Annotated in this window: 21 protein-coding genes; 6 read left to right on the top strand and 15 right to left on the bottom strand. The window is 60.2% G+C overall.

What is annotated here, in order from left to right; all coding sequences use genetic code 11:
* Nucleotides 1-10: 10 nt before the first annotated feature.
* Complete coding sequence (cobA, locus tag CKW30_RS11590) at nucleotides 11-781, top strand: uroporphyrinogen-III C-methyltransferase (RefSeq protein ID WP_095180842.1); 771 nt, start codon at nucleotides 11-13, stop codon at nucleotides 779-781.
* Nucleotides 782-850: 69 nt separating this feature from the next.
* Here cobA and CKW30_RS11585 read toward each other — a convergent pair whose 3' ends face one another.
* The 8 genes from CKW30_RS11585 to ppsA form a co-directional block, all read right to left on the bottom strand.
* Nucleotides 851-1,885 carry an OmpA family protein gene (locus CKW30_RS11585; protein ID WP_039762998.1) on the bottom strand — a complete coding sequence of 345 codons (1,035 nt, stop codon included), beginning with the start codon at nucleotides 1,883-1,885 and terminating at the stop codon, nucleotides 851-853.
* 107 nt (nucleotides 1,886-1,992) lie between these two features.
* Nucleotides 1,993-2,583 carry an RNA polymerase sigma factor SigX gene (sigX, locus tag CKW30_RS11580; RefSeq protein WP_016773832.1) on the bottom strand — a complete coding sequence of 197 codons (591 nt, stop codon included), beginning with the start codon at nucleotides 2,581-2,583 and terminating at the stop codon, nucleotides 1,993-1,995.
* 90 nt (nucleotides 2,584-2,673) lie between these two features.
* The gene (locus CKW30_RS11575; protein WP_016773831.1) at nucleotides 2,674-3,498 is read right to left on the bottom strand and encodes a mechanosensitive ion channel domain-containing protein; all 825 of its coding nucleotides are present in this window, start codon (nucleotides 3,496-3,498) and stop codon (nucleotides 2,674-2,676) included.
* A 2-nt stretch (nucleotides 3,499-3,500) separates the two neighbouring features.
* Nucleotides 3,501-3,749: a hypothetical protein gene (locus CKW30_RS11570; protein WP_003223293.1), complete on the bottom strand. Its 249-nt coding sequence runs from the start codon at nucleotides 3,747-3,749 to the stop codon at nucleotides 3,501-3,503.
* Between the two features lie 63 nt (nucleotides 3,750-3,812).
* Nucleotides 3,813-4,808: a zinc transporter ZntB gene (locus CKW30_RS11565; RefSeq protein ID WP_065614908.1), complete on the bottom strand. Its 996-nt coding sequence runs from the start codon at nucleotides 4,806-4,808 to the stop codon at nucleotides 3,813-3,815.
* A gap of 21 nt (nucleotides 4,809-4,829) precedes the next feature.
* Nucleotides 4,830-5,321, bottom strand: a complete 492-nt coding sequence (rraA, locus tag CKW30_RS11560; RefSeq protein WP_016773829.1) for a ribonuclease E activity regulator RraA — start codon at nucleotides 5,319-5,321, stop codon at nucleotides 4,830-4,832.
* 210 nt (nucleotides 5,322-5,531) lie between these two features.
* A complete protein-coding gene (locus CKW30_RS11555; protein WP_095180841.1) occupies nucleotides 5,532-6,521 on the bottom strand; it encodes an alpha/beta fold hydrolase in 990 nt (329 codons plus the stop codon).
* A gap of 185 nt (nucleotides 6,522-6,706) precedes the next feature.
* Entirely contained in the window at nucleotides 6,707-9,082 is a 2,376-nt protein-coding gene (gene ppsA / locus CKW30_RS11550; protein WP_095180840.1) for a phosphoenolpyruvate synthase, read from the bottom strand.
* 174 nt (nucleotides 9,083-9,256) lie between these two features.
* Between ppsA and CKW30_RS11545 the strand changes: the two genes are divergently transcribed.
* Nucleotides 9,257-10,075 (top strand): pyruvate, water dikinase regulatory protein, encoded by an 819-nt coding sequence (locus tag CKW30_RS11545; protein WP_016773826.1) that lies wholly within the window; start codon nucleotides 9,257-9,259, stop codon nucleotides 10,073-10,075.
* Between the two features lie 133 nt (nucleotides 10,076-10,208).
* Here the strand turns inward: CKW30_RS11545 and prpD are convergent, their stop codons facing one another.
* From prpD to CKW30_RS11515, 6 genes are all read right to left on the bottom strand, one after another.
* Nucleotides 10,209-11,693, bottom strand: coding sequence for a 2-methylcitrate dehydratase (gene prpD / locus CKW30_RS11540; RefSeq protein ID WP_095180839.1), 1,485 nt, complete (start codon nucleotides 11,691-11,693; stop codon nucleotides 10,209-10,211).
* 186 nt (nucleotides 11,694-11,879) lie between these two features.
* Nucleotides 11,880-13,070 (bottom strand): 2-methylaconitate cis-trans isomerase PrpF, encoded by a 1,191-nt coding sequence (prpF, locus tag CKW30_RS11535; RefSeq protein ID WP_095180838.1) that lies wholly within the window; start codon nucleotides 13,068-13,070, stop codon nucleotides 11,880-11,882.
* 55 nt (nucleotides 13,071-13,125) lie between these two features.
* Entirely contained in the window at nucleotides 13,126-15,720 is a 2,595-nt protein-coding gene (gene acnD / locus CKW30_RS11530) for a Fe/S-dependent 2-methylisocitrate dehydratase AcnD (RefSeq protein ID WP_095180837.1), read from the bottom strand.
* Between the two features lie 197 nt (nucleotides 15,721-15,917).
* Nucleotides 15,918-17,045, bottom strand: a complete 1,128-nt coding sequence (prpC, locus tag CKW30_RS11525) for a 2-methylcitrate synthase (RefSeq protein WP_056784134.1) — start codon at nucleotides 17,043-17,045, stop codon at nucleotides 15,918-15,920.
* Between the two features lie 136 nt (nucleotides 17,046-17,181).
* Nucleotides 17,182-18,075 (bottom strand): methylisocitrate lyase, encoded by an 894-nt coding sequence (gene prpB / locus CKW30_RS11520; protein WP_095180836.1) that lies wholly within the window; start codon nucleotides 18,073-18,075, stop codon nucleotides 17,182-17,184.
* Nucleotides 18,072-18,794, bottom strand: coding sequence for a GntR family transcriptional regulator (locus CKW30_RS11515; protein WP_177434210.1), 723 nt, complete (start codon nucleotides 18,792-18,794; stop codon nucleotides 18,072-18,074). The genes prpB and CKW30_RS11515 overlap by 4 nt, the downstream gene beginning before the upstream one ends.
* 404 nt (nucleotides 18,795-19,198) lie before the next feature.
* Here CKW30_RS11515 and CKW30_RS11510 point away from each other — a divergent pair, with 404 nt between their 5' ends.
* The 4 genes from CKW30_RS11510 (at nucleotide 19,199) to pabB (ending at nucleotide 23,909) form a co-directional block, all read left to right on the top strand.
* Nucleotides 19,199-19,735: an ATP-dependent zinc protease gene (locus CKW30_RS11510; RefSeq protein ID WP_041479149.1), complete on the top strand. Its 537-nt coding sequence runs from the start codon at nucleotides 19,199-19,201 to the stop codon at nucleotides 19,733-19,735.
* Between the two features lie 5 nt (nucleotides 19,736-19,740).
* The gene (locus CKW30_RS11505) at nucleotides 19,741-21,276 is read left to right on the top strand and encodes an inactive transglutaminase family protein (RefSeq protein ID WP_024012295.1); all 1,536 of its coding nucleotides are present in this window, start codon (nucleotides 19,741-19,743) and stop codon (nucleotides 21,274-21,276) included.
* Nucleotides 21,276-22,262, top strand: a complete 987-nt coding sequence (locus CKW30_RS11500) for an alpha-L-glutamate ligase-like protein (RefSeq protein ID WP_056784132.1) — start codon at nucleotides 21,276-21,278, stop codon at nucleotides 22,260-22,262. The genes CKW30_RS11505 and CKW30_RS11500 overlap by 1 nt, the downstream gene beginning before the upstream one ends.
* Before the next feature lie 303 nt (nucleotides 22,263-22,565).
* Nucleotides 22,566-23,909, top strand: coding sequence for an aminodeoxychorismate synthase component I (gene pabB / locus CKW30_RS11495; RefSeq protein ID WP_095180834.1), 1,344 nt, complete (start codon nucleotides 22,566-22,568; stop codon nucleotides 23,907-23,909).
* A gap of 172 nt (nucleotides 23,910-24,081) precedes the next feature.
* On the opposite strand, the gene thrH is transcribed toward pabB, so the two are convergent.
* Nucleotides 24,082-24,699, bottom strand: a complete 618-nt coding sequence (gene thrH, locus CKW30_RS11490; protein ID WP_095180833.1) for a bifunctional phosphoserine phosphatase/homoserine phosphotransferase ThrH — start codon at nucleotides 24,697-24,699, stop codon at nucleotides 24,082-24,084.
* Nucleotides 24,700-24,807: the final 108 nt, after the last annotated feature.

Below are 24,807 nucleotides of genomic sequence, written 5' to 3'. Positions count from 1 at the left end.
GGACAACACCATGTATGCGAAAGTCTGGCTGGTGGGCGCAGGCCCTGGCGATCCGGAGTTGCTGACGCTCAAAGCGGCGCGCGCATTGCGCGAGGCCGATGTGGTGATGATCGATGATCTGGTCAACGACGCCGTGCTGGAACACTGCCCGACTGCGCGGGTTATCCCCGTCGGCAAACGCGGCGGCTGCCGTTCGACGCCACAGGCATTTATCCATCGGCTGATGCTGCGTTATTCACGCCAGGGCAAATGCGTAGTGCGCCTGAAGGGCGGCGATCCGTGCATTTTCGGCCGCGGTGGCGAAGAAGCGCAGTGGTTGCGCGAGCGCGGGGTTGAAGTGGAACTGGTCAATGGCATTACCGCCGGGCTGGCCGGGGCGACGCAGTGCGATATTCCGCTGACGTTGCGGGGCGTGGCGCGCGGAGTAACGTTGGTGACTGCGCACACTCAGGATGACAGCCAGTTGAACTGGCAGGCGTTGGCGCAAGGCGGAACGACGCTGGTGGTTTACATGGGCGTGGCCAAGCTGGGCGAGATTCGTGATCAGCTGCTGGCGGGAGGGATGGCGGCGCATACGCCGGTGGCGATGATCGAAAACGCTTCTTTGGCGCATCAGCGTGAATGTCGCAGTGATCTGACTGCGATGGCTGAGGATGCGTCGGCGTTTGAGTTGAAAAGTCCGGCGATTCTGGTGATTGGTGCGGTGGCGGCTGTTGCTCAAGAGCAAAAGATCGCAGCCTTCGGTAGCTCCGGGACGGCGTACAACGCGCAGGCGCTTTAAGCGGCGAAGCCAAATCGCAGACAAAGAAAAGCCCGGCCTGAGCCGGGCTTTTCCATCAGCGGCAGCTAATTACTTAGCTTGAGCTTCAACCTGCGCTTCTACGCGACGGTTTACAGCGCGGCCAGCTTCAGTTTTGTTGTCAGCAACTGGGCGGGATTCGCCGTAGCCAACAGACTGAACGCGGGACGATTCAACACCGTACTGGTTGGTCAGAACTTGCTTAACGGCGTTTGCACGACGCTCGGACAGTTTCTGGTTGTAAGCGTCAGGACCGACGGAGTCAGTGTGACCTTCAACAGTAGTGGTGGTGGATGGGTACTGCTTCATGAAGTCAGCCAGGTTTTTGATGTCGCCGTAGCTGTTAGGCTTGACTACCGACTTGTCGAAGTCGAATTTCACGTCCAGCTCAACACGAACAACTTCAGCAACTGCTGGGCAGCCATCAGCGTCAACGGTTACGTTGGCTGGGGTGTCCGGGCACTTGTCAACGTTGTCGCAAACGCCATCGTTGTCGCTGTCGGAGCAGACTTCAGCAGGTGCTGGAACTGGAGCAGCAGCTGGCTTGGAGCCGCCACCGAAGTTCACACCGATACCGACGCTAGGAGCCCACTCGGTGTCGCCCTGGTCGATGTTGTACTGAGCTTCAACGCCGGCACGGGCGTAGAAGTTCTCGGTGAAGTACAGCTTGGCACCGCCGCCAACGTTGGCGAAGGTGGAACGGTTACGACCGTTCGAACCGTTCTGGTCGATGCTCTGGTCAGAGAAACCGGCCGAAACGTATGGACGAATCATGTCGCCTGGGTTGTTGAAGTGGTACAGAGCGTCCAGAGCGGTGTTAGCGCCTTTGACGTTCTTGCCATCGTCGGCACGTACGTTGTGCACTTCGTCGTAGCCCAGACGCAGTTCAACGTCGTCGGTCAGGAAGTAACCGATCGAACCGCCGAACAGGTTGCCGTTGTTCTTGAAGTTACGAGCGCTGTCGAATTGTTCTTTCTTAGCGAAGCCTTCGATTTCAACTGCGCCTTGGCCTTGTGCCAGAGCGCCGAACGAAGTGGCGGCAATCAGAGAACCAATGGCCAAGCCCAAGGTGTTTTTCAGTTTCATCCGTTAAATCCCCATCTGGTGATTGTGAAGCAGTCCCGCAAACCGGGGGACAACTCGGCGGCAAGTCTATCAGAACTTGCCTACACGTAAGAGATATTTGCGCTGAACTAAGTTTCAGCAATGCCTGCAAATTTCTCACGCAATTTATCTAGAGCGCGTTTGTAACGCATTTTTGTCGCACTCAAACCCATGTGCATGATGTCTGCGATCTCCTGAAACTCCAGCTCTGCGACAAATCGTAGCACCAGAATTTCGCGGTCAATCGGATTCACATACACCAGCCAGCGATCAAGCCCACCCTTCTCCTCCGGCTTCGGCGCCTTTTCTTCAGACGCTTCTTCAAGAGGGTCCAGACTGAGAGCGTCCATCAAGCGACGCTTACGCCGTTCCTTCCGATACTGCGTGATGCATTCGTTGTAAGTGATGCTGTAAAGCCAGGTTTTGAACTTCGATTTCCCCTCGAAGTTCTTCAGGCCGTACAGCACCTTCAGCATCACTTCCTGACAGACATCGTCCGCGTCGCGATCGTTCCCAAGATATCTCGCGCAGACGTTAAATAATGTTCGCTGGTAACGCCGCATCAACTCTTCGTAGGCGCGCGTTACGTGAAACAGCTCGGTATGCGAGCGCGCGACCAACTCCTCATCAGAGAGCTCGCGGGGGTCGTAGCGCGTGGATAGCGGTTGGGCTTTATTCAAAACAAGTCGTGCCGACAGTCAGGTCAATGTCCGCCACAACCAGCCTCGGCTGGCATTTTGCGGCGGCATACATTAGCAGGGTTTGCCGGTTTAGCGGCTACTCACATGCTGTTCCAGCAGGATCCGATTGGAGAGAGAGACTAGCTCACCCTCATCGGTCAGCAATGTGGTTTTAACCGTGCCGATCTCTTCGATCTGGCCTTCGACCTCGCCAACACGCACTTGTTGCCCAACCTCGTACAGCTCACGCACATAGATTCCCGCAAGAATCTGACCGGCAATTTCCCGGCTTCCCAAACCCATGGCCAGCGCAACTGCCAGACCAACGGTAATCAATACGATAACAATCACATGGTTCAGCAGGTCGGTCTTGACCTCGAGCTGGCTGATCGCAACCGAGATGCTGATGATGATCACCAGCCCCTGCGCGATCCGTCCCAACCCGGAAGCGTAGTCCAGGCCTACGCCTTCTGCTGCGCCGCGCACCAGCCCGTTGGCCAGTTGCGCCAGCAGGACACCGACCAGCAACACCAGCGCGGCGCCGAATACTTTCGGCAGATACAACGCCAGCATGTCCAGCGTAGCTGAAACTCGCTCAAGGCCAAGGGATTCTGCTGCGGAAACCAGAAAAATCAGCAGAACGAACCAGTAGACGATTTTACCGATCAGCGTCGAGATCGGCACTTGCAGCCCGGCGCGCGACATCAGCTTGGTCAGCCCGGTGCCGCCCATCAGGCGATCAAGGCCCAGTTTTGCGAGCAATTTGGAGAGCAAGGTGTCGAGCAGTTTGGCCACGACGAAACCCAACAGCAGCACAACCAGTGCGCCGAACAGGTTCGGAATGAAGTTAGCGACTTTGGTCCACAACGCAGTCATTGCAGTGACGAGGCTCTGAGTCCAGAGATCAAGTTCCATATTCAATCAGCCTTATCAGCAGTGCGAGCAGTGGTTTTACGAAGACGGGAAACCGGCGAGACATGCGCCGAGCCATTGTTCAGGGCGATCATCAGCGCGGGCAGCCAGCGGCCCAGCAGGCTGAACAGATCACCGGCGCCAACCTGGCGGTTGGCGGTTTTGAGTACGCGGCCCAGGCAGGCATCGTCGTCGCGGCTGGACGGCGAAGCGTTGAGCATGTCGCGCAAAGACTGTTCAAACGGATCGTGCATACGCACCTCTCGTGATGTCTGTGAAAGACGCGGGCAGTTTTACTCGGGTCACATGCGCCATGTTCACACCCAGCGCAATCGACGGAACAACCACCACTGACCGAACGCCAGGGCGAGTACCGTCAGGCAGGCAATCAGGAAACCATACGGGCTTTCGGCAAACGGAATACCGCCGACATTGATGCCCAGCAGACCGGTGATGAAACTCATCGGCAAAAAGATGCAGGTAATGATGCCGAAGCGGTACATGGTGCGATTCATGTGCACGCTCAAACGCCGATCTTCGGCCTCCAGCACAAGCCCCACACGCTCTCGAGTCAATTCGAGCTCTTCCAGATAACGGGTCAGGCTGTTGTTCAATTCGTTCCAGTAGTCGGCGTCGTCTTCGACGAACCACGGCAATTTTATCCGCGTCAGCTGTCCAAAAATATCCCGCTGTGGCGCGAGAAAACGCTTCAGCCCGGCCGCTCTGCGGCGGATGTGCAAAATCGCCCCGTGCTCGGGCGTATACCGTTCGTCGGCGTCGAGTTTTTCTTCCTCTTCATCGACCACTTCCGACAGGCACGTGACCAGATCCTGCACTTTATTGGTGAGGAACTGCGCCAGATACAGCATCAATTCAGAAGACGTTTTCGGACCTTTGCCCTCCCCCAGCAGCGCCAGCAACTCATCTGTAGCGCGCAACGGACGCAAGCGCAGGGAAATCACGCGCTGAGCGGAGGCGAAAATCCGCACCGAGACCATGTCTTCCGGCTCGGCGCCCGGGTTGAGATTGACCCCGCGCAGAAACAGCAGCAGCTCGGAGTCGGGCAATGGCAACAGACGCGGGCGGGTATTCTCTTCCAGCAACAGATCGCAGGTGAATTCATTGAGCCCGCTGGATTTGCGCAGCCAGGTACGGGTCTGCGGATGGCTGCGATCCCAGTGCAGCCACAGGCTTTCATGGGCCTGCAGTTGCAAATCGTCGAGCTCAGTCCGGGCTATCGAACGCGCACCGCCCTTGCCGTCCAGCACCAGGGCATGCACCAGCCCCCATTGCGCGTTTTCTTCCTCGAACATCCGCATCCCTTGTCGAAAATCTTATTCAGGCATTTTCAGCGGGCTCGGCGATACGATCACGCCGTTGTTGTCCGCATAAATGTATTGACCTGGGTGGAACGTCACGCCGGCGAAAGTCACCGGAACGTTGAGGTCGCCGATGCCGCGCTTGTCGGTTTTCATCGGGTGACTGGCCAGCGCCTGCACGCCGAGATCGGTCTGGGCGATGACGTCGACGTCACGGATGCAACCGTAGATCACCAACCCTTCCCAACCGTTCTGCGCGGCCTTGGCGGCGATCATGTCGCCCAGCAGGGCGCGGCGCAGCGAACCGCCGCCATCAACCACCAGCACTTTGCCTTTGCCGTTGAGTTCGGCCTGCTCCTTGACCAGCGAATTGTCTTCGAAGCATTTGATGGTCACGATTTCGCCGCCGAAGGAATCCCGGCCACCGAAATTGCTGAACATCGGTTCCAGCACCTGCACCAGCTCCGGGTAGGCGTCGCACAGGTCAGGCGTAAGGTAATGTTCCATCGAAAAACTCCTGTAACAAGGAAGACGATCAAGGATGCCGCATTCTGATGAGACGAGTTCCGGCGGTCGCTGTTTACCTTAGTCCATGCCATGGTCGCTGAGCGAACCTGAACCGCGGCTGAAACGTTATCGCTAAACAGTCACGAAATATGACCGGAACCGCACAATGCGTCATATCTTAGCCGCAAGCCAAGCTGAACGGAACGCCCCTCACACCGCAGCGGCCAGATCCGTCGCCTGCGCCAGCAATGGCGTCTGCTGATCGTTCAACCAGCGCGCCACCAGCGGCCACACCTCAGCCTGCGCCGCTTTGCTCACCAACATTTCGACATGACCGAAATTATCCGAGAAGCCCTGCTCGCGGCCCAGGTTGATGAACTGCTTGTGCTCGGAGCCGATCTGTTCGAACAGCTTGCGGCAGGCCCACGCCGGATCCTGATGATCACCCGCTGCCGTCACAGCCAGCACCGGCAGCTGAACATCGGCAAGCCCGGCCCACCAGTCCTTGTCCTTGTCGCCGAAGCGACCGAACAAGCCGTACCAGCGCATGCTTTCGATGGCCAGGCCAATCGGTTCGTCTTCCGGGCCGCGTTTGAGGCGTGAGCCGGACAACTGCGCGAAACGCTTGAGAATAAAGCGCCCGCCCCACTCCACCGGTGGGATTTTCAACGGCCAGTAGGTGCGGCTGACCTGAGTACCGAAAAACGCCGCCGAGGCCACGGCCGGTTCGCCGAGATACTCGCCACCGAGCGCCGCCGCCAGGGTGATGCCGCCCAGCGAATGGCCGATCCAGTGCGGGATCTGTCCGCTCTGCTCACGCACGAACGCGGCAATCGCCGGCAGATCGTAGCGGGCGTAATCGGCCACGCGGTTGCGCCGGTAGTCTTCGTTGCGCTGGGACAGGCCGTGACCGCGCATTTCCGGAATCCACACGTCGAAGCCCAGCCGCGTCAGATACGCGCCGAGCCCGAGGCCTTTGGGGGAAAACCAGAAGCGCCGATTGGAAAAGCTGCCGTGCAACAGAATCACCGGCACGCCGCGTGGCGCCGTGTCATCGGCCATGCCCAGGCGGGTGACGGCGATCTCCACGGACCAGTCCGGGCTGTTGCCGGGTTTCAATCGATAGACGTCTTCGCTCAGATCGCCGCGCCGCTCGGCGCTGATCAGCGCGACAGGAAACAGGTTGCTGCTGCTTTGCATAATGCTCTTGCACAAAAAAGGGCGGCATCCGATGGAGCCCGCCCTACTTCAATCTCAAGGCCCGGCCCATGTGGGAGCGAGCCTGCTCGCGAAAGCGGTGTATCAATCAACATCCATGCTGAATGTTGGTCCGTCTTCGCGAGCAGGCTCGATCCTACAGGGGGCGCGGCCCGTTCACATGTTGATCAAGCCTGCGCCTGACCTTCGGCGAGGAAGAACCAGGTTTCCAGCACGGTGTCCGGGTTCAGCGACACGCTCTCGATGCCCTGTTCCATCAGCCACTTGGCCAGATCCGGGTGGTCCGAAGGACCCTGACCGCAGATGCCGATGTACTTGCCAGCCTTGTTGCAGGCCTGAATGGCGTTGGCCAACAGCTTCTTGACCGCTGGATTACGTTCGTCGAACAGGTGCGCGATGATCCCCGAGTCACGGTCCAGACCCAGCGTCAGTTGGGTCAGGTCGTTGGAGCCGATCGAGAAACCGTCGAAGAATTCGAGGAATTCCTCAGCCAGAATCGCGTTGGATGGCAGCTCGCACATCATGATCACGCGCAGACCGTTCTCGCCACGCTTCAAGCCGTTTTCGGCGAGCAGATCGACCACCTGGCTGGCTTCGCCGAGAGTACGGACGAACGGCACCATGATTTCCACGTTGGTCAGGCCCATCTCGTTGCGCACGCGTTTCAGCGCGCGGCATTCGAGCTCGAAGCAATCGCGGAAAGATTCGCTGATGTAACGCGAAGCGCCACGGAAGCCCAGCATCGGGTTTTCTTCTTCCGGCTCGTAGAGCTTGCCGCCGATCAGGTTGGCGTATTCGTTGGACTTGAAGTCCGACAGACGCACGATGACTTTTTTCGGCGTGAACGCTGCAGCCAGGGTGCTGATGCCTTCCACCAGTTTGTCGACGTAGAAGTCGACGGGGTCGCTGTAACCAGCAATACGCTTGTCGACGCTGTCCTTGATTTCCTGCGGCAGACCGTCGTAGTTCAACAGCGCTTTCGGGTGCACGCCGATCATGCGGTTGATGATGAATTCCAGACGCGCCAGACCGACGCCGGCGTTCGGCAATTGGGCGAAGTCGAAGGCGCGATCCGGGTTGCCGACGTTCATCATGATCTTGAACGGCAGCTCCGGCATGGCGTCGACGGAGTTCTTCTTGATGTCGAAGCCCAGTTCGCCTTCGAAGATGTAACCGGTGTCGCCTTCGGCGCAGGATACGGTCACGCCCTGGCCATCCTTCAGCAGCTGGGTGGCGTTGCCGCAACCGACCACCGCCGGAATGCCCAGCTCACGGGCAATGATCGCCGCGTGGCAGGTACGTCCGCCACGGTTGGTGACGATGGCGCTGGCGCGCTTCATCACTGGTTCCCAGTCCGGGTCGGTCATGTCGGAAACCAGCACGTCGCCCGGCTGGACCTTGTCCATTTCCGAGACGTCTTTGATGATCCGTACTTTGCCGGCGCCGATGCGCTGGCCGATCGCCCGGCCTTCCACCAGCACGGTGCCGGTTTCTTTCAGCAGGTAACGTTCCATGACGTTGGCCTGGGTGCGGCTTTTCACGGTTTCCGGACGCGCCTGGACGATGTACAGCTTGCCGTCGTCACCGTCCTTGGCCCACTCGATGTCCATCGGGCAGCCGTAGTGCTTCTCGATGATCATCGCCTGCTTGGCCAGCTCGCTGACTTCGGCGTCGGTCAGGCAGAAACGCGCGCGCTCGGCCTTGTCGACATCGACGGTCTTGACCGAACGACCGGCCTTGGCCTCGTCGCCGTAGATCATCTTGATGGCTTTGCTGCCCAGATTGCGACGCAGGATCGCCGGACGACCGGCCTCCAGCGTGCCTTTGTGTACGTAGAACTCATCCGGGTTGACCGCGCCTTGTACGACGGTTTCGCCCAGGCCGTAAGCGCCGGTGATGAACACCACGTCACGGAAACCCGATTCGGTATCGAGGGTGAACATCACGCCGGCGGTGCCGGTTTCCGAACGCACCATGCGCTGCACGCCAGCCGACAGGGCGACCAGTTTGTGGTCGAAGCCCTGGTGCACGCGGTAGGAAATCGCACGGTCGTTGAACAGCGAAGCGAACACCTCTTTGGCGGCGCGGATAACGTTTTCCACACCACGGATGTTCAGGAAGGTTTCCTGCTGACCGGCGAAGGACGCGTCCGGCAGGTCTTCGGCGGTGGCGGAAGAACGCACGGCCACGGCCACATCAGGATTGCCCGCCGACAGCGCGGCGAACGCGGTGCGGATCTCGGCATTCAGTTTTTCGGGAAATTCGGCTTCCATGATCCATTGACGGATCTGCGCACCGGTCTTGGCCAGGGCATTGACGTCGTCGACGTCAAGCGCGTCGAGGGCCTTGTGGATCTGCTCGTTCAGGCCGCTCAGTTCGAGGAAGTCACGATAGGCCTGAGCCGTCGTGGCGAAGCCGCCGGGGACCGAAACACCGGCGCCTGCCAGGTTACTGATCATCTCGCCCAGGGATGCGTTCTTGCCCCCCACATGCTCAACATCGTGTTTGCCGAGCTTATCGAGGGAAACTACGTACTCTACCAAGGTGATCTCTCCACTAACTGTGTTGGAAAAGCTCAGAAACCGGCGGCCCGGGGGAGCCTTGGCCGGTTGTATGGCCTGGACCTGGAAAATAAGTGAGAATGCGGGCCAATGGCGGCCGGCAAATCGCGCCTATCATATCCAGAAATGCTCATCAGCTTAAGGCCCAAGGTGCAAATGAAACGATCTGCTTTCTTCATCTCCGATGGCACCGGCATTACCGCCGAAACCCTGGGTCAAAGCCTGTTGGCGCAGTTCGAAAACATTACCTTCAGCAAATTCACGCGGCCCTACATCGACAGCGTGGAAAAAGCGCGGGCCATGGTACAACAAATCAACAAAGCCGCTGAAACCGACGGCTTTCGGCCGATCATCTTCGACACCATCGTCAATCAGGACATTCGTGAGATTCTCGCAACGTCCAATGGTTTCATGATCGACATTTTCTCGACCTTCCTCGCGCCGCTCGAACAGGAGCTTACCGAGCATTCTTCCTACACCGTCGGCAAGTCCCATTCCATCGGGCACAACTCCAATTACATGGAGCGCATCGAGGCGGTGAACTTCGCCCTCGACAACGATGACGGCGCGCGCACCCACTATTACGACAAAGCCGATCTGATACTAGTGGGCGTGTCGCGATGCGGCAAAACGCCGACGTGTCTGTACATGGCCATGCAGTTCGGTATCCGCGCGGCCAACTATCCGCTGACCGAAGACGACATGGAGCGCCTGACCCTGCCGACGGCCCTGCGCGCCCATCAGCACAAGCTGTTCGGCCTGACCATCGACCCGGACCGCCTCACTGCGATTCGCAACGAGCGCAAGCCCAACAGCCGTTATTCGAGCTACGCCCAGTGCGAATTCGAAGTGCGCGAAGTGGAGAACCTGTTCCGCCGCGAGAACATTCCGCATATCAATTCCACGCATTTCTCGGTGGAAGAGATTTCGGCGAAGATTCTCGTGGAAAAAGGCGTTGAGCGGCGGTTCAAGTAGGTTTGCGGTGCCTGATCTGACGCTATCGCGGGCAAGCCCGCTCCCACAGGTTCTGAAGGCGTTCACAATTTCTGTGTTCATCACAATTCCCTGTGGGAGCGGGCTTGCCCGCGAAGAACGATAACGCGGTCTGTCAGAGCACAAACAGATCGATGAATCGATTCACCGCTGTGGCTTCAAGCCGCGCCTGATCCTCACAGAGCGCAAAAATCTCCGCGCAACGCTGCTCGGCAAACCGCGTGGCCAGATTGGCCTTGAACTTGTCCTCCAGCAACGGAATACCTTCGGCGCGGCGGCGGCGATGGCCGATCGGGTACTCCACCAGCACGTTATCGGTGCTGCTGCCGTCCTTGAAAAACACCTGCACGGCATTGGCAATCGAGCGTTTGTCGGGCTCAAGGTATTCGCGAGTGAAACGCGGTTCTTCGACGATGACCATTTTCTCGCGCAGCACATCGATGATCGGGTGCGCCTTGTGGAAGTCGTCTTCGTAGTGCTCCGCCACCAGATTGCCGAATGCCAGCGGCACGGCGGTCATGTATTGCAGGCAGTGGTCGCGGTCGGCGGCATTGGCCAGCGGGCCGACCTTGGAAATGATGCGGATCGCCGATTCATGGGTGGTGATGACGATGCGGTCGATCTCATGCAGGCGATTGCGCACCTGCGGATGCAAGGTCACCGCCGCCTCGCATGCCGTCTGCGCATGGAATTCGGCGGGGAAACTGATCTTGAACAGCACGTTTTCCATCACGTAACTGCCGAACGGCCGGGAGAAGCTGAAAGCGCGTTTGTCCGCGGGTTTCAGCGCCAGATCGTTGTTGGTGTGGCTGAACGAAACGTCATAGAAGCCCCACTGCTTCGCGCTCAAAACTCCGGGAATGCCCATCTCGCCGCGCATGGCGATGTCGGCCAGCCTTACGCCGCGACTCGCCGCATCCCCCGCCGCCCAGGATTTGCGCGAGCCGGCGTTCGGCGCGTGACGATAGGTGCGCAGCGCCTGACCGTCGGCGAAGGCATGGGACAGCGCCGACAGCATCTGCTCGCGATTGGCACCCATCAGTCTGGCGCTGACGGCGGTCGAGGCGACTTTCACCAGAATGACGTGGTCGAGTCCAACCCGGTTGAAGGAGTTTTCCAGAGCGATCACGCCTTGAATCTCGTGGGCCATGATCATCGCTTCCAGCACATCACGAACCGTCAGCGGCGCCTCACCGTGGGCGACGCGTTTCTGCGACAGGTGATCGGCTACGGCGAGGATGGCACCGAGGTTGTCCGATGGATGCCCCCATTCGGCGGCAAGCCAGGTGTCGTTGTAATCGAGCCAACGGACGATGCAGCCGATGTCCCACGCGGCCTTGACCGGATCGAGGCGATAACTGGTGCCCGGCACTCGTGCGCCGAACGGTACAACCGTGCCTTCGACGATCGGGCCGAGATGTTTCGTGCATTCGGGGAAACGCAGGGCCAGCAGACCGCAGCCCAGCGTGTCGATCAGGCAGTTGCGCGCGGTGTTCAGCGCTTCGGCGGATTCGGGCTTGAAGGTGAGGACGTAGTCGGCGATGTCCTGCAGGACTGCGTCGTAATCGGGACGGTTGTTCAGGTCGACGTTGGCGCTCATGTTCGATTCACTCGTAAAGTGGTTCGTTGATGGGACCTCGGTTCAGGGCTAACGATTTCTTATGATTGAAATGCAATCCACTGTGGGAGCGAGCCTGCTCGCGAAGGCTGAGTGTCAGTCAACCTTTGCATGTCTGATGCATCGCTTTCGCGAGCAGGCTCGCTCCCACAAGGATATTGCTGTCGCTTAAAAGGAATCTCCGGGCACGCGGACGTAACCTTCCATGAGAACGCGTGCACTGCGGCTCATGATGGCTTTCTTCACCACCCACTCGCCATTCTCCAGCGTCGCCTCAGCGCCCACGCGCAATGTCCCCGACGGATGGCCGAAACGCACCGCGTTGCGTTCAATGCCACCCGCAGCGAGATTCACCAACGTGCCGGAAATCGCCGCCGCCGTGCCGATCGCCACCGCTGCCGTGCCCATCATCGCGTGGTGCAGTTTGCCCATCGACAACGCGCGCACCAGCAGATCGACGTCACTGGCGGCAATCGCTTTACCACTCGACGCCACGTAATCCGCTGGCTTGGCGACGAACGCAACTTTCGGCGTGTGTTGCCGCTTGGCGGCTTCTTCCAGATTGGCGATCAGGCCCATGCGCAACGCACCGTAAGCACGAATCGTCTCGAACATCAGCAGCGCTTTTGGATCGCCGTTGATCGCGCCCTGGAGTTCGGTGCCGGTGTAGCCAATGTCTTCGGCGTTGACGAATATCGTCGGGATCCCGGCGTTGATCATGGTCGCCTTGAACGTGCCGACACCCGGGACCTCAAGCTCATCGACCAGATTGCCGGTGGGGAACATCGAGCCACCGCCGCCCTCTTCTTCCGCCGCCGGATCCATGAATTCAACCTGCACTTCGGCCGCCGGAAAGGTCACGCCGTCGAGTTCGAAATCACCGGTTTCCTGCACTTCGCCGTTGGTGATCGGGACGTGGGCAATGATGGTCTTGCCGATGTTGGCCTGCCACACGCGCACCACCGCCACACCGTTGTGCGGAATGCGGCTGGCGTCGACCAGACCGTTGCTGATGGCGAACGAACCGACCGCCGCCGAGAGATTGCCGCAGTTGCCGCTCCAATCGACGAACGGCTTGTCGATCGACACTTGGCCAAACAGGTAATCGACGTCGTGATCGGCACGGGTGCTTTTCGACAGGATCACGGTTTTGCTGGTGCTCGACGTCGCGCCGCCCATGCCGTCGATCTGCTTGTCGTACGGGTCGGGGCTGCCGATGACCCGCAGCAGCAAAGCGTCGCGGACGGGACCGGGTACCTGCGCCGCTTCGGGCAGGTCGGTGAGGCTGAAGAACACGCCTTTGCTGGTTCCGCCGCGCATGTAAGTCGCAGGAATTCTTATCTGTGGTGCGTGAGCCATGATTGCTCCTTCTAAGCGGCCAAGGGACTCATCACCCCTCGGCCGCTGAACCTGTTTAAACGGCTACCGCCGATCCTTCGAGGAAATCCTGTGCGAAGCGCTGCAACACGCCGCCGGCCTCGTAGATCGACACTTCTTCAGCGGTATCGAGACGGCAGGTCACCGGCACTTCGACACGCTCGCCATTCTTGCGATTGATCACCAGCGTAAGATCCGCACGCGGCTTGCGCTCGCCGATCACGTCATAGGTTTCGCTGCCATCAATGGCCAGGGTGTGGCGGTTGGTGCCGGGTTTGAATTCCAGCGGCAACACGCCCATGCCCACCAGGTTGGTGCGGTGAATGCGCTCGAAACCTTCAGCGGCAATCGCCTCGACACCGGCCAGGCGCACGCCTTTCGCCGCCCAGTCGCGGGACGAACCCTGACCGTAGTCGGCACCAGCGATGATGATCAGCGGCTGCTTGCGCTGCATGTAGGTTTCGATGGCTTCCCACATGCGCATGACCTGGCCTTCCGGCTCGACACGCGCCAGCGAACCCTGCTTGACCTTGCCGTTTTCCACGACCATTTCGTTGAACAGCTTCGGATTGGCGAACGTCGCGCGCTGTGCGGTCAGGTGGTCGCCACGGTGGGTGGCGTAGGAGTTGAAGTCCTCTTCCGGCAGGCCCATTTTTGCCAGGTATTCGCCGGCGGCGCTGTCGAGCATGATCGCGTTCGATGGCGACAGGTGATCAGTGGTGATGTTGTCCGGCAGCACCGCCAGCGGGCGCATGCCCTTCAACGGACGGGCGCCGGCCAGTGCGCCTTCCCAGTACGGCGGACGGCGAATGTAGGTGCTCATTTCGCGCCAGTCGTACAACGGCGCGACTTTCGGCCCGGTGTCTTCATGCACGGCGAACATCGGAATATAGACCTGACGGAACTGCTCAGGCTTGACCGAAGACTTCACCACCGCATCGATTTCTTCATCGCTCGGCCAGATGTCTTTCAGGCGAATTTCCCGGCCATCGACCACGCCCAGCACATCCTTCTCGATATCGAAACGGATGGTCCCGGCGATCGCGTAGGCAACCACCAGCGGCGGCGAGGCGAGGAATGCCTGTTTGGCGTACGGGTGAATGCGGCCGTCGAAGTTGCGGTTGCCGGAAAGCACCGCGGTCGCGTACAGATCGCGGTCGATGATCTCTTGCTGGATCAGCGGATCGAGGGCGCCGGACATGCCGTTGCAAGTGGTGCAGGCAAATGCCACAACGCCGAAACCGAGCTGTTCCAGCTCAGTGGTCAGCCCCGCTTCATCGAGGTACAGCGCCACGGTTTTCGAACCGGGCGCCAGCGAGGATTTGACCCACGGCTTGCGGGTCAGGCCGAGCTTGTTGGCATTGCGCGCCAACAGGCCGGCGGCGATGACGTTGCGTGGGTTGCTGGTGTTGGTGCAGCTGGTGATGGCGGCGATGATCACGGCGCCGTCGGGCATTTGCCCCGGCACGTCATCCCACTGGCCGGAGATGCCTTTGGCCGCCAGATCGGACACCGCGACGCGGGCGTGCGGGTTGCTCGGGCCGGCCATGTTGCGCACCACCGAGGACAGATCAAAAGTCAGACCGCGCTCGTATTGCGCACCTTTGAGGCTGTCAGCCCACAGGCCGGTGAGTTTGGCGTACTGCTCGACCAATTGAACCTGCTGGTCTTCACGACCGGTCAGTTTCAGGTAATCGATGGTCTGCTGGTCGATGTAGAACATCGCCGCCGTGGCGCCGTATTCCGGGGCCATGTTGGAGATGGTCGCGCGGTCGCCGAGGGTCAGCGCTGCTGCACCTTCACCGAAGAACTCCAGCCACGCGCCAACGACTTTCTGTTTGCGCAGGTATTCGGTCAGGGCCAGGACCATGTCGGTGGCGGTGATGCCCGGTTGCAACTTGCCGGTCAGTTCGACGCCAACGCTTTCCGGCAGGCGCATCCACGACGCGCGACCGAGCATCACGCTCTCGGCTTCGAGGCCGCCGACGCCGATGGCAATCACACCCAGCGCATCGACGTGCGGCGTGTGGCTGTCGGTGCCGACGCAGGTGTCGGGGAACGCCACGCCTTCGCGCACTTGAATCACCGGGGACATTTTCTCCAGGTTGATCTGGTGCATGATGCCGTTGCCCGGCGGGATCACATCGACGTTCTTGAAGGCCTTTTTGGTCCAGTTGATGAAGTGGAAACGGTCTTCGTTGCGGCGATCTTCGATGGCGCGGTTCTTCTCGAAGGCCTGGGCATCGAAACCGCCCGCCTCGACGGCCAGCGAGTGGTCGACGATCAATTGCGTCGGCACCACCGGGTTGACCTGCGCCGGGTCGCCGCCCTGCAAAGCGATGGCGTCACGCAGGCCAGCGAGGTCGACCAGCGCGGTCTGGCCGAGGATGTCATGGCAGACCACCCGCGCCGGGAACCACGGGAAATCGAGGTCGCGCTTGCGTTCGATCAGTTGCTTGAGCGAGTCGGTGAGCGTGGCCGGGGCGCAGCGACGCACAAGGTTTTCCGCCAGCACGCGGGAGGTGTACGGCAGGGTGTCGTAGCTGCCAGGCGCAATCGCCTCGACCGCCGCGCGGGTGTCGAAGTAATCCAGCGGCGTGCCGGGCAGGTTCTTGCGGAATTCTGTGTTCATCGGGTCAGGACTCGGGTCACGGTGGTTGCAAAGGGTGGGCCAGAAACCTGAGTTACACACCGTCCACTATGGGAGCGAGCCTGCTCGCGAAAGCGGTATATCAGTCGACATCAATGTTGAATGTCAGTCCGTCTTCGCGAGCAGGCTCGCTCCCACAGGGTCTAGCGGTGTTCTCTGGTTCCGGGTCAGCCCACCATTCAGCGACGTTCGATTGGCACGAACTTGCGCTGTTCGACGCCGGTGTACTCGGCGCTTGGGCGGATGATGCGATTGTTGGCGCGTTGTTCGAACACGTGCGCGGCCCAGCCGGTCAGGCGCGAGCAGACGAAGATCGGCGTGAACAGCTTGGTCGGGATGCCCATGAAGTGGTACGCCGAGGCATGGTAGAAGTCGGCATTCGGGAACAGTTTCTTCTGTTCCCACATGGTCTTGTCGATGGCTTCGGAGACGGGGAACAACACCTTGTCGCCGACCTCGTCCGCGAGTTTTTTCGACCAGCCCTTGATCACCTCGTTGCGCGGGTCGCTGTCCTTATAGATCGCGTGGCCGAAGCCCATGATCTTGTCCTTGCGCTCGAGCATGCCGAGGGTGCCTTTGATCGCCTCTTCCGGCGACGAGAAGCGCTCGATCATTTCCATCGCCGCCTCGTTGGCGCCACCGTGCAATGGACCGCGCAGCGAACCGATTGCCGCTGTTACGCAGGAATACAGATCGGAAAGGGTCGAGGCGCAAACCCGCGCGGTGAAGGTCGAGGCATTGAATTCGTGTTCGGCGTAGAGGATCAGCGACACGTTCATGACTTTGACGTGCAGTTCGCTCGGTTTCTTGCCGTGCAGCAAATGCAGGAAGTGGCCGCCAATGGTCGGCTCGTCGCTGACGCAGTCGATGCGCTTGCCGTCGTGGCTGAAGCGATACCAGTAGCACATGATCGCCGGGAAAGCGGCGAGCAGGCGGTCGGTCTTGTCGCGCTGTTCGGAGAAGTCCTTCTCCGGTTCGATGTTGCCGAGGAATGAGCAACCGGTACGCATGACGTCCATCGGATGCGCGTCAGCCGGGATGCGCTCAAGCACTTCCTTGAGCGCTTGCGGCAGGTCGCGCAGCTTGCTCAGTTTGCTTTGATAGTCGGCCAGTTGCGCTTTGGTCGGCAGTTCGCCGTACAGCAGCAGATACGCGACTTCTTCAAATTGCGCGTCGGCGGCCAGTTCACGCACGTCGTAGCCGCGATAGGTCAGCCCGGCACCGGCCTGGCCCACGGTGGACAGTGCGGTTTGCCCGGCTACCTGGCCACGGAGCCCGGCGCCACTGAGTACTTTTGCTTCGGCCATTGTGTTCTCCAATCTTCTTGAATTTGTATGGGGAAACTTGTGGGAGCGAGCCTGCTCGCGAAAGCGTCGTGTCAGTCACTTTGACATTGCCTGATCCACCGCTTTCGCGAGCAGGCTCGCTCCCACAGGGTTTTGTTCAGCCTTTCTTCTGTGCAAACAACGCATCGAGCTTCTGCTCGAACGTGTGGTAATCGATACGATCGTAGAGCTCCATGCGAGTCTGCATGGTGTCGATGACATTCTGTTGCGTGCCATCGCGGCGGATCGCCGTGTAGACATTTTCCGCCGCCTTGTTCATCGCGCGGAATGCCGACAGCGGATACAGCACCAGAGAAACGTCGGCGCCGGCCAGTTGTTCGGTGGTGTACAGCGGCGTTGCGCCGAACTCGGTGATGTTGGCCAGGATCGGCCCTTTCACGCGGTTGGCGAACAGCTTGTACATGTCCAGCTCGGTAATCGCCTCAGGGAAAATCATGTCAGCGCCGGCCTCGATGCACGCCGCCGCACGATCGAGTGCCGATTCCAGACCTTCCACCGCCAACGCATCGGTGCGCGCCATGATCACGAAGCTGTCGTCGGTGCGCGCATCGACGGCGGCTTTGATGCGATCGACCATTTCCTGCTGGCTGACAATTTCTTTATTCGGGCGATGGCCGCAGCGCTTGGCGCCAACCTGGTCCTCGATGTGAATCGCCGCCGCGCCGAACTTGATCATCGACTTGACCGTACGCGCGACGTTGAACGCCGACGAGCCGAAACCGGTGTCGACATCCACCAGCAGCGGCAGGTCGCAGACATCGGTGATGCGGCGCACGTCGGTGAGCACGTCGTCCAGCCCGGTGATGCCCAGGTCCGGCACGCCCAGAGAACCTGCGGCCACGCCGCCGCCGGACAGGTAGATCGCCTTGAAACCGGCGCGTTTGGCCAGCAGCGCGTGGTTGGCGTTGATCGCGCCGACCACTTGCAAAGGATGCTCGCTGGCGACCGCATCGCGGAAGCGCTGGCCCGGCGTGTTCAGGTTGGAAGTCATGCATCACCTCGTTCAGTGGCTGTCTTGTTGTGGGCGCCGTCCTCGTAGTGACGGGCGATGTTGCGTTTCGAGGCGCCGATGTGGCGGCGCATCAACAATTCCGCGAGCTCGCCGTCACGGTCGGCGATGGCATCGAGAATGCGGTGGTGTTCGGCGAAGGCCTGATGCGGGCGATTCGGCGTGGTGGAAAACTGGATGCGGTACATGCGCACCAGTTGATACAGCTCGCCGCAGAGCATCTGCGTCAGCGTGCGATTGCCGCTGCCCTGGATGATCCGGTAATGAAAGTCGAAATCGCCTTCCTGCTGGTAATAACCGACGCCGGCCTGAAACGCCGCATCGCGCTCGTGGGTTTCCAGGACCCGGCGCAGTTCGTCGATTTCCTCGACGCTCATGCGCTCGGCGGCGAGGCGGCAGGCCATGCCTTCAAGGGATTCACGGATTTCGTAGAGCTCGATCAATTCGGCATGACTGAGCGAGACCACCCGCGCACCGACGTGCGGCACGCGCACCAGCAAGCGCTGGCCTTCCAGACGATGGATCGCCTCACGCAGCGGGCCTCGGCTGATGCCATAGGTGCGCGCCAGTTCCGGCTCGGAAATCTTGCTGCCCGGGGCGATTTCGCCTTTGACGATTGCGGCCTGGATGCGCCGGAAGACGTTTTCCGACAGCGTCTCGGAATCGTCGCCACTGATGACCGGGGGATCGAGTTGACCCAGCATGATTGTCGACACCTTTAAATCCAATGCGGCAAAAACTAGCCAATTTGGCCCGATGAGTCAAAGGATAAATAGGTATTGTCGACAATCGTCTAATAACCGCTGCCAATCGATCATCTATTACTGTGGGAGCGAGCCTGCTCGCGAAGGCGGCAGGTCAGTCGGCTTCTGCATCGAATGACACAGCGCATTCGCGAGCAGGCTCGCTCCCACAAGGGTGGCACCCCTTGCAGGTTTTGGGTCGGCGCAAGCGCTGGCGCCATAAAACCACCGTGCTAGAATGCCGCCCGCATTTGCGGGTCTTTTGTACGGCTTGCCATAAAAAGCTGCCAGGCACACGCGGGGGCTTGCGCACGGTTGTGCGGGCACCTGAACCGATAACGGAACGCTGCGCACCAGGATTTATGAGACTCAAGCCTTTCCCCACCTTTTTTGCTCTGTTTTGCCTGCCCGGCCTCGCCGCCGCGGGGGAAAAAACCGTGTACGGCCTCAACGAATACGCTTCGCTTGACGGCATCAATCTCGAAGTTGCGGCCAAACTCGACACCGGGGCGAAAACCGCCTCGCTGAGTGCCCGCGACATCAAACGCTTCAAACGCAACGGTGAATCCTGGGTACGTTTCTACCTGGCGATCGACACCGCGCATTCGCACCCCATCGAACGGCCGCTGGCGCGGGTCAGCAAGATCAAGCGCCGCGCCGGCGACTACGATCCGGAAGAAGGCAAGCAGTACACCGCCCGTCCGGTGATCGAGCTGGATATCTGCATGGGTTCGGCATTGCGCAGCATCGAAGTGAACCTCACCGACCGAAGTGCGTTCCAATACCCGCTTTTGATCGGCTCCGAGGCGCTGAAACGCTTCGACGCGCTGGTCGACCCCAGTCTTAAATACGCTGCCGGCAAACCTGCCTGCACCATCGCCGCTCACACCGCCGAGTAATTTCCATGCGTTCTCTAACCTTCCACCTGAAAATCCTGATCGCCGTGCTGGTGCTGCTGGGCGTTTCGGTTACGGCCTATCAGATTTTCGTGCTCGGCATCCCGGTGACCGAAGACGCCACCGACGACCTGTGGAACATCGACGCCAAGGTCGAGTTCGTCGCCAGCACCAAAGATCCGGTGAAGATCCAGATGTTCGTGCCGCCGTTGAGCCGCGATTACGTGAGCCTCAACGAAAGCTTCATCTCCAATAACTACGGCGTAGCAGTCAACCGCATCGACGGCAACCGCAAGGTGACCTGGTCGGCCCGTCGCGCCAAGGGCAACCAGACGCTGTATTACCGTCTGGTGCTGACCAAGCGCTACACCGCGGAAAAATCCAAGGTCAAAGGCCCGACCTTCCGTGACAGCATGGTCATCGAAGGCCCGGAAAAAATCGCCGCCGAAGCCCTGCTCGCGCCGATCCGCCAACATTCGGCCGACGTCGAAACCTTTATTGGCGAGGCGATCAAGCGCGTCAACAACGTCAACGACGACAACGTCAAATTGCTGCTGGCCGGCGATCCGTCGACTTCGCACAAAGCCAAGATCGTCGAACTGCTGCTGTCGATTGCCCACGTTCCGGTAGAAAAAGTCCACACCATCCGCCTCGTCGCCGATCAGCCTCAGACTCCCGAACTGTGGCTGCGCAGCTTCAACGGCAACGACTGGCTGTACTTCAACCCGGAAACCGGTGAGCAAGGCCTGCCAACCGACCGCCTGCTGTGGTGGACCGGTGACGAAAACCTGATCACCGTCGACGGCGGCAAGAAAGCCAACGTGACCTTCAGCCTGAACAACAGCGAGATGAACGCGATTCGTCTGGCCAAGCTGACCGACGAAAACACTGACGCCAACTTCCTCGATTACTCGCTGTACGGCTTGCCGCTGCAGACCCAGCAGACCTTCATGATCATGGTGATGATCCCGATCGGTGTGCTGGTGATCCTGATCCTGCGCAACCTGGTCGGCCTGCAGACCCTCGGCACATTCACCCCGGTGCTGATCGCCCTCGCCTTCCGCGAAACGCAGCTGGGCTTCGGCATCCTGCTGTTCACAGTGATCACCGCGCTGGGCCTGTCGCTGCGCTCGTATCTCGAACATCTGAAGCTGCAAATGCTGCCGCGCCTGTCGGTGGTGCTGACGTTCGTGGTGGTGTTGATTGCGGCGATCAGTCTGTTCAGCCACAAGCTTGGCCTTGAGCGCGGCTTGTCGGTGGCGCTGTTCCCGATGGTGATTCTGACCATGACCATCGAACGTCTGTCGATCACCTGGGAAGAACGCGGCGCCAACCATGCGCTGAAAGTCGCCATCGGCACGCTGTTCGCCGCCTCTCTCGCACACCTGATCATGACCGTGCCGGAGCTGGTGTACTTCGTGTTTACCTTCCCGGCGATCCTGCTGATTCTGGTCGGTTTCATGCTGGCGATGGGTCGCTATCGCGGCTACCGCCTGACCGAACTGGTACGTTTCAAGGCCTTCCTGAAGAAGGCTGACGCCTGATGTTCGGTTTTTGGAAGACCTGGAAGGCCCTCGAGGCGCGCGGCATCATGGGCATCAACCGCCGAAACGCGGACTACGTGCTCAAGTACAACAAGCGCAGCCTGTACCCGATCGTCGATGACAAGATCCTGACCAAGGAACGCGCCATCGCCGCCGGCATTCATGTGCCGGAGCTGTACGGGGTGATCTCCACCGAGAAGGAAATCGACAAGCTCGACGAGATCATCGGCGGGCGCAGCGACTTCGTGATCAAACCGGCGCAGGGCGCGGGTGGCGACGGCATCATCGTCATCGCCGACCGCTTCGAAGGCCGTTATCGCACGGTGTCGGGCAAGATTCTCGCCCACGAGGAGCTGGAACATCACATCTCCAGCATCCTCACCGGCCTGTACTCGCTGGGCGGCCACCGCGACCGCGCGCTGATCGAATACCGTGTGACCCCGGACCAGATCTTCAAAAGCATCAGCTACGAAGGCGTGCCGGACATCCGCATCATCGTGCTGATGGGTTACCCGGTCATGGCGATGTTGCGTCTGCCGACCCGCCAGTCCGGCGGCAAGGCCAACCTGCACCAGGGCGCCATTGGCGTCGGCGTCGATCTGGCCACCGGCCTTACTCTGCGCGGCACCTGGCTGAACAACATCATCACCAAACACCCCGACACCACCAACGCGGTGGATGGCGTGCAACTGCCCTACTGGGACGGTTTCATGAAACTCGCCGCCGGCTGCTATGAGCTGTGCGGGCTGGGTTATATCGGCGTGGACATGGTGCTCGATCAGGAAAAAGGCCCGCTGATCCTCGAGCTGAATGCGCGGCCGGGGCTGAACATTCAGATCGCCAACGATTGCGGCCTGACCTTGCGTACCCACGCGGTTGAAGCGCGGCTGGAAGAGCTGAAGGCGCGGGGCGTGACGGAGTCGGTTGAAGAGCGGGTGGCGTTTACCCAGGAGATGTTTGGGCATATTCCAGCTGTCGAAGGCTAAAAGCTCAAGAGCCCCTCACCCTAACCCTCTCCCAAAGGGAGAGGGGACTGACCGAGGTGGATGTTGGAGGTACGCCGACCTGAACGTCTTGAGTCGAACTCAAGCTTTGAAAAGCATGAAGATCGGCTCCCTCCCCCAAGATATCGAGCCGAACCCAAGTTTTGAAAAGCCCCCGATCTGCTCCCTTTCCCCCTCGCCCCCTTGGGGGAGAGGGTTGGGGTGAGGGGGAGGCTTTTGACTTTGATCTGGCATCGCAGAGGACTACAATCCCCACCCCGCCTCAACGGCCGATCTGCCCCGCCCATGCTGACCTGCTCCGTACACCCACTGCCCTACCGCGCCAATCCCGCCGACTACTTCGCGGCCATTCGCAATGCCCCCGGCGCCGTGCTGCTCGACAGCGGCCGGCCGAGCGCCGAACGCGGCCGTTATGACTTGTTGAGCGCCTGGCCGCTGGAACAACTGGCGGTGTTGCCGGAGGAAAGCGGTGCGCATTTCCTCCAGCGCCTGCGTGACCATCTCAGCCGCTTGGGCGAAGCGCAGTTGCCTGCCGGGTATGAATTACCATTCGCCGGTGGATTGATCGGCTATTTGAGCTACGACTTCGGCCGGCATCTGGAAAACCTGCCGAGTCAGGCGCTGGATGACCTGCAACTGCCCGATGCGCGTTTTGGCCTGTACGACTGGGCGCTGATCAGTGATCACCACGCGCAAACCAGCCAACTGGTCTTTCATCCCTCGCTTGTCGACAGTGAACGGCAGCGATTGGTCGCGCTGTTCACCCAGCCTCAAGTTGACGCGCTGGCGCCCTTCAAACTGAGCGCCCCGATGGCCGCTGATATTTCGGCCGACGATTACCGTCAGGCGTTCGAACGCATTCAGGACTATATCCAGGCTGGCGACTGCTATCAGGTCAACTTCGCGCAACGCTTTCGTGCTGAATGCCAGGGCGATCCGTGGCTGGCTTACTGCGCTTTGCGTCAGGCCTGCCCGACGCCGTTCTCCGGTTTCCAGAGCCTGCCCGACGGCGGCGCGGTGCTGAGTCTGTCGCCGGAACGCTTCGTCAGAGTCAGCCAGCGTCAGGTCGAAACCCGTCCGATCAAGGGCACCCGCCCTCGCGGCCTGACTCCAGCCGAAGACGCCGCCAATGCCGCCGAACTGCTGGCCAGCCCCAAGGATCGCGCGGAAAACCTGATGATCGTCGACCTGCTGCGCAACGACCTCGGGCGCACCTGCCGCATCGGCTCGGTGCGGGTGCCGGAGCTATTCAGTCTGGAGAGCTATCCGAATGTGCATCATCTGGTCAGCAGCGTGACCGGTGAACTGGCGGCGGATCGTGACGCGCTCGACCTGATCGCCGGCAGCTTCCCCGGCGGCTCAATCACCGGCGCACCGAAGATTCGGGCGATGCAGATCATCGACGAGCTGGAGCCGACCCGGCGCGGTCTGTATTGCGGCTCGTTGCTGTATCTGGACGTGCGCGGCGAGATGGACAGCTCCATCGCCATTCGCAGTCTGCTGGTCAAGGATGGCCAGGTGTGCTGCTGGGGCGGCGGCGGGATCGTCGCCGATTCGGACTGGCAGGCGGAGTATCAGGAGTCGATGACCAAAGTCAGAATTCTCTTGGAAACCCTGCAAAACCTCTGAGGAATGATCGTTCCCACGCTCCGCGTGGGAATGCAGCCCGGGACGCTCCGCGTCCCATCCAAAGCCGAACGCGGAGCGTCCGTTGAGGCATTCCCACGCAGAGCGTGGGAACGATCATCAATGCATTTTCTTGTGGGAGCGAGCCTGCTCGCGAAGACGTCCTTCCAGACAACTACAAACTCAACTCTCTATTAGAGGCCTTGAGAAATTCCTGCTTCAGCTCTTCAAACGTATGCACCGCCGGGAACTGCGGAAACTCGCGAATCACGTTGTCCGGCGCATGGAACAGAATTCCCGCATCCGCCTCGCCGAGCATGGTCGTGTCGTTGTATGAATCCCCCGCCGCGATCACCCGGTAGTACAGGCTCTTGAACGCCAGCACCGACTGGCGCTTGGGATCTTTCTGACGCAGTTGATAGCTGGTCACCCGCCCGCTGTCGTCAGTGATCAAGCGATGGCAAAGCAAGGTCGGGAAGCCCAGCTGGCGCATCAGCGGCTGCGAGAATTCATAAAAAGTGTCCGAGAGAATCACCACCTGGAAACGCTCGCGCAGCCAGTTGACGAACTCCACTGCGCCATCCAGCGGTTTCAGCGTGGCGATCACTTCCTGAATGTCCGAGAGTTTGAGGCCGTGCTCATCGAGGATGCGCAAACGCTGCTTCATCAATACGTCGTAATCGGGAATGTCCCGGGTGGTGGCCTTGAGGGAGTCGATTCCGGTTTTTTCGGCGAAGGCGATCCAGATTTCCGGTACCAGTACCCCTTCAAGATCCAGGCAAGCAATTTCCACAAGACACTCCCGTTTGTAGTGATTATTTGAGTCAAGCGAGGCCGAACTCTAGCGTCTGCACCAGACGCGCGCAACGCAGAGGACGCCCCGGCCGCGGCAGCTTTTTGT

Origin of the sequence: Pseudomonas sp. Irchel 3F6, assembly GCF_900187595.1 — a bacterium.
GTDB classification, from domain to species: domain Bacteria; phylum Pseudomonadota; class Gammaproteobacteria; order Pseudomonadales; family Pseudomonadaceae; genus Aquipseudomonas; species Aquipseudomonas siliginis.
The sequence above is the reverse complement of the archived record's forward strand: the minus strand, read 5'-3'. Positions and strand labels throughout refer to the sequence as shown.

Coding starts and splice junctions, on each gene's coding strand:
- CKW30_RS11565 (WP_065614908.1), bottom strand. CDS start 4,808: ATGTTCGAGGAAGAAAACGCGCAATGGGGGCTGGTGCATGCCCTGGTG.
- CKW30_RS11555 (WP_095180841.1), bottom strand. CDS start 6,521: ATGCAAAGCAGCAGCAACCTGTTTCCTGTCGCGCTGATCAGCGCCGAG.
- CKW30_RS11500 (WP_056784132.1), top strand. CDS start 21,276: ATGTTCGGTTTTTGGAAGACCTGGAAGGCCCTCGAGGCGCGCGGCATC.
- prpC (WP_056784134.1), bottom strand. CDS start 17,045: ATGGCCGAAGCAAAAGTACTCAGTGGCGCCGGGCTCCGTGGCCAGGTA.
- CKW30_RS11575 (WP_016773831.1), bottom strand. CDS start 3,498: ATGGAACTTGATCTCTGGACTCAGAGCCTCGTCACTGCAATGACTGCG.
- rraA (WP_016773829.1), bottom strand. CDS start 5,321: ATGGAACATTACCTTACGCCTGACCTGTGCGACGCCTACCCGGAGCTG.
- pabB (WP_095180834.1), top strand. CDS start 22,566: ATGCTGACCTGCTCCGTACACCCACTGCCCTACCGCGCCAATCCCGCC.
- prpD (WP_095180839.1), bottom strand. CDS start 11,693: ATGAGCGCCAACGTCGACCTGAACAACCGTCCCGATTACGACGCAGTC.
- prpB (WP_095180836.1), bottom strand. CDS start 18,075: ATGACTTCCAACCTGAACACGCCGGGCCAGCGCTTCCGCGATGCGGTC.
- CKW30_RS11505 (WP_024012295.1), top strand. CDS start 19,741: ATGCGTTCTCTAACCTTCCACCTGAAAATCCTGATCGCCGTGCTGGTG.
- prpF (WP_095180838.1), bottom strand. CDS start 13,070: ATGGCTCACGCACCACAGATAAGAATTCCTGCGACTTACATGCGCGGC.
- CKW30_RS11570 (WP_003223293.1), bottom strand. CDS start 3,749: ATGCACGATCCGTTTGAACAGTCTTTGCGCGACATGCTCAACGCTTCG.
- CKW30_RS11510 (WP_041479149.1), top strand. CDS start 19,199: ATGAGACTCAAGCCTTTCCCCACCTTTTTTGCTCTGTTTTGCCTGCCC.
- CKW30_RS11545 (WP_016773826.1), top strand. CDS start 9,257: ATGAAACGATCTGCTTTCTTCATCTCCGATGGCACCGGCATTACCGCC.
- CKW30_RS11585 (WP_039762998.1), bottom strand. CDS start 1,885: ATGAAACTGAAAAACACCTTGGGCTTGGCCATTGGTTCTCTGATTGCC.
- cobA (WP_095180842.1), top strand. CDS start 11: ATGTATGCGAAAGTCTGGCTGGTGGGCGCAGGCCCTGGCGATCCGGAG.
- acnD (WP_095180837.1), bottom strand. CDS start 15,720: ATGAACACAGAATTCCGCAAGAACCTGCCCGGCACGCCGCTGGATTAC.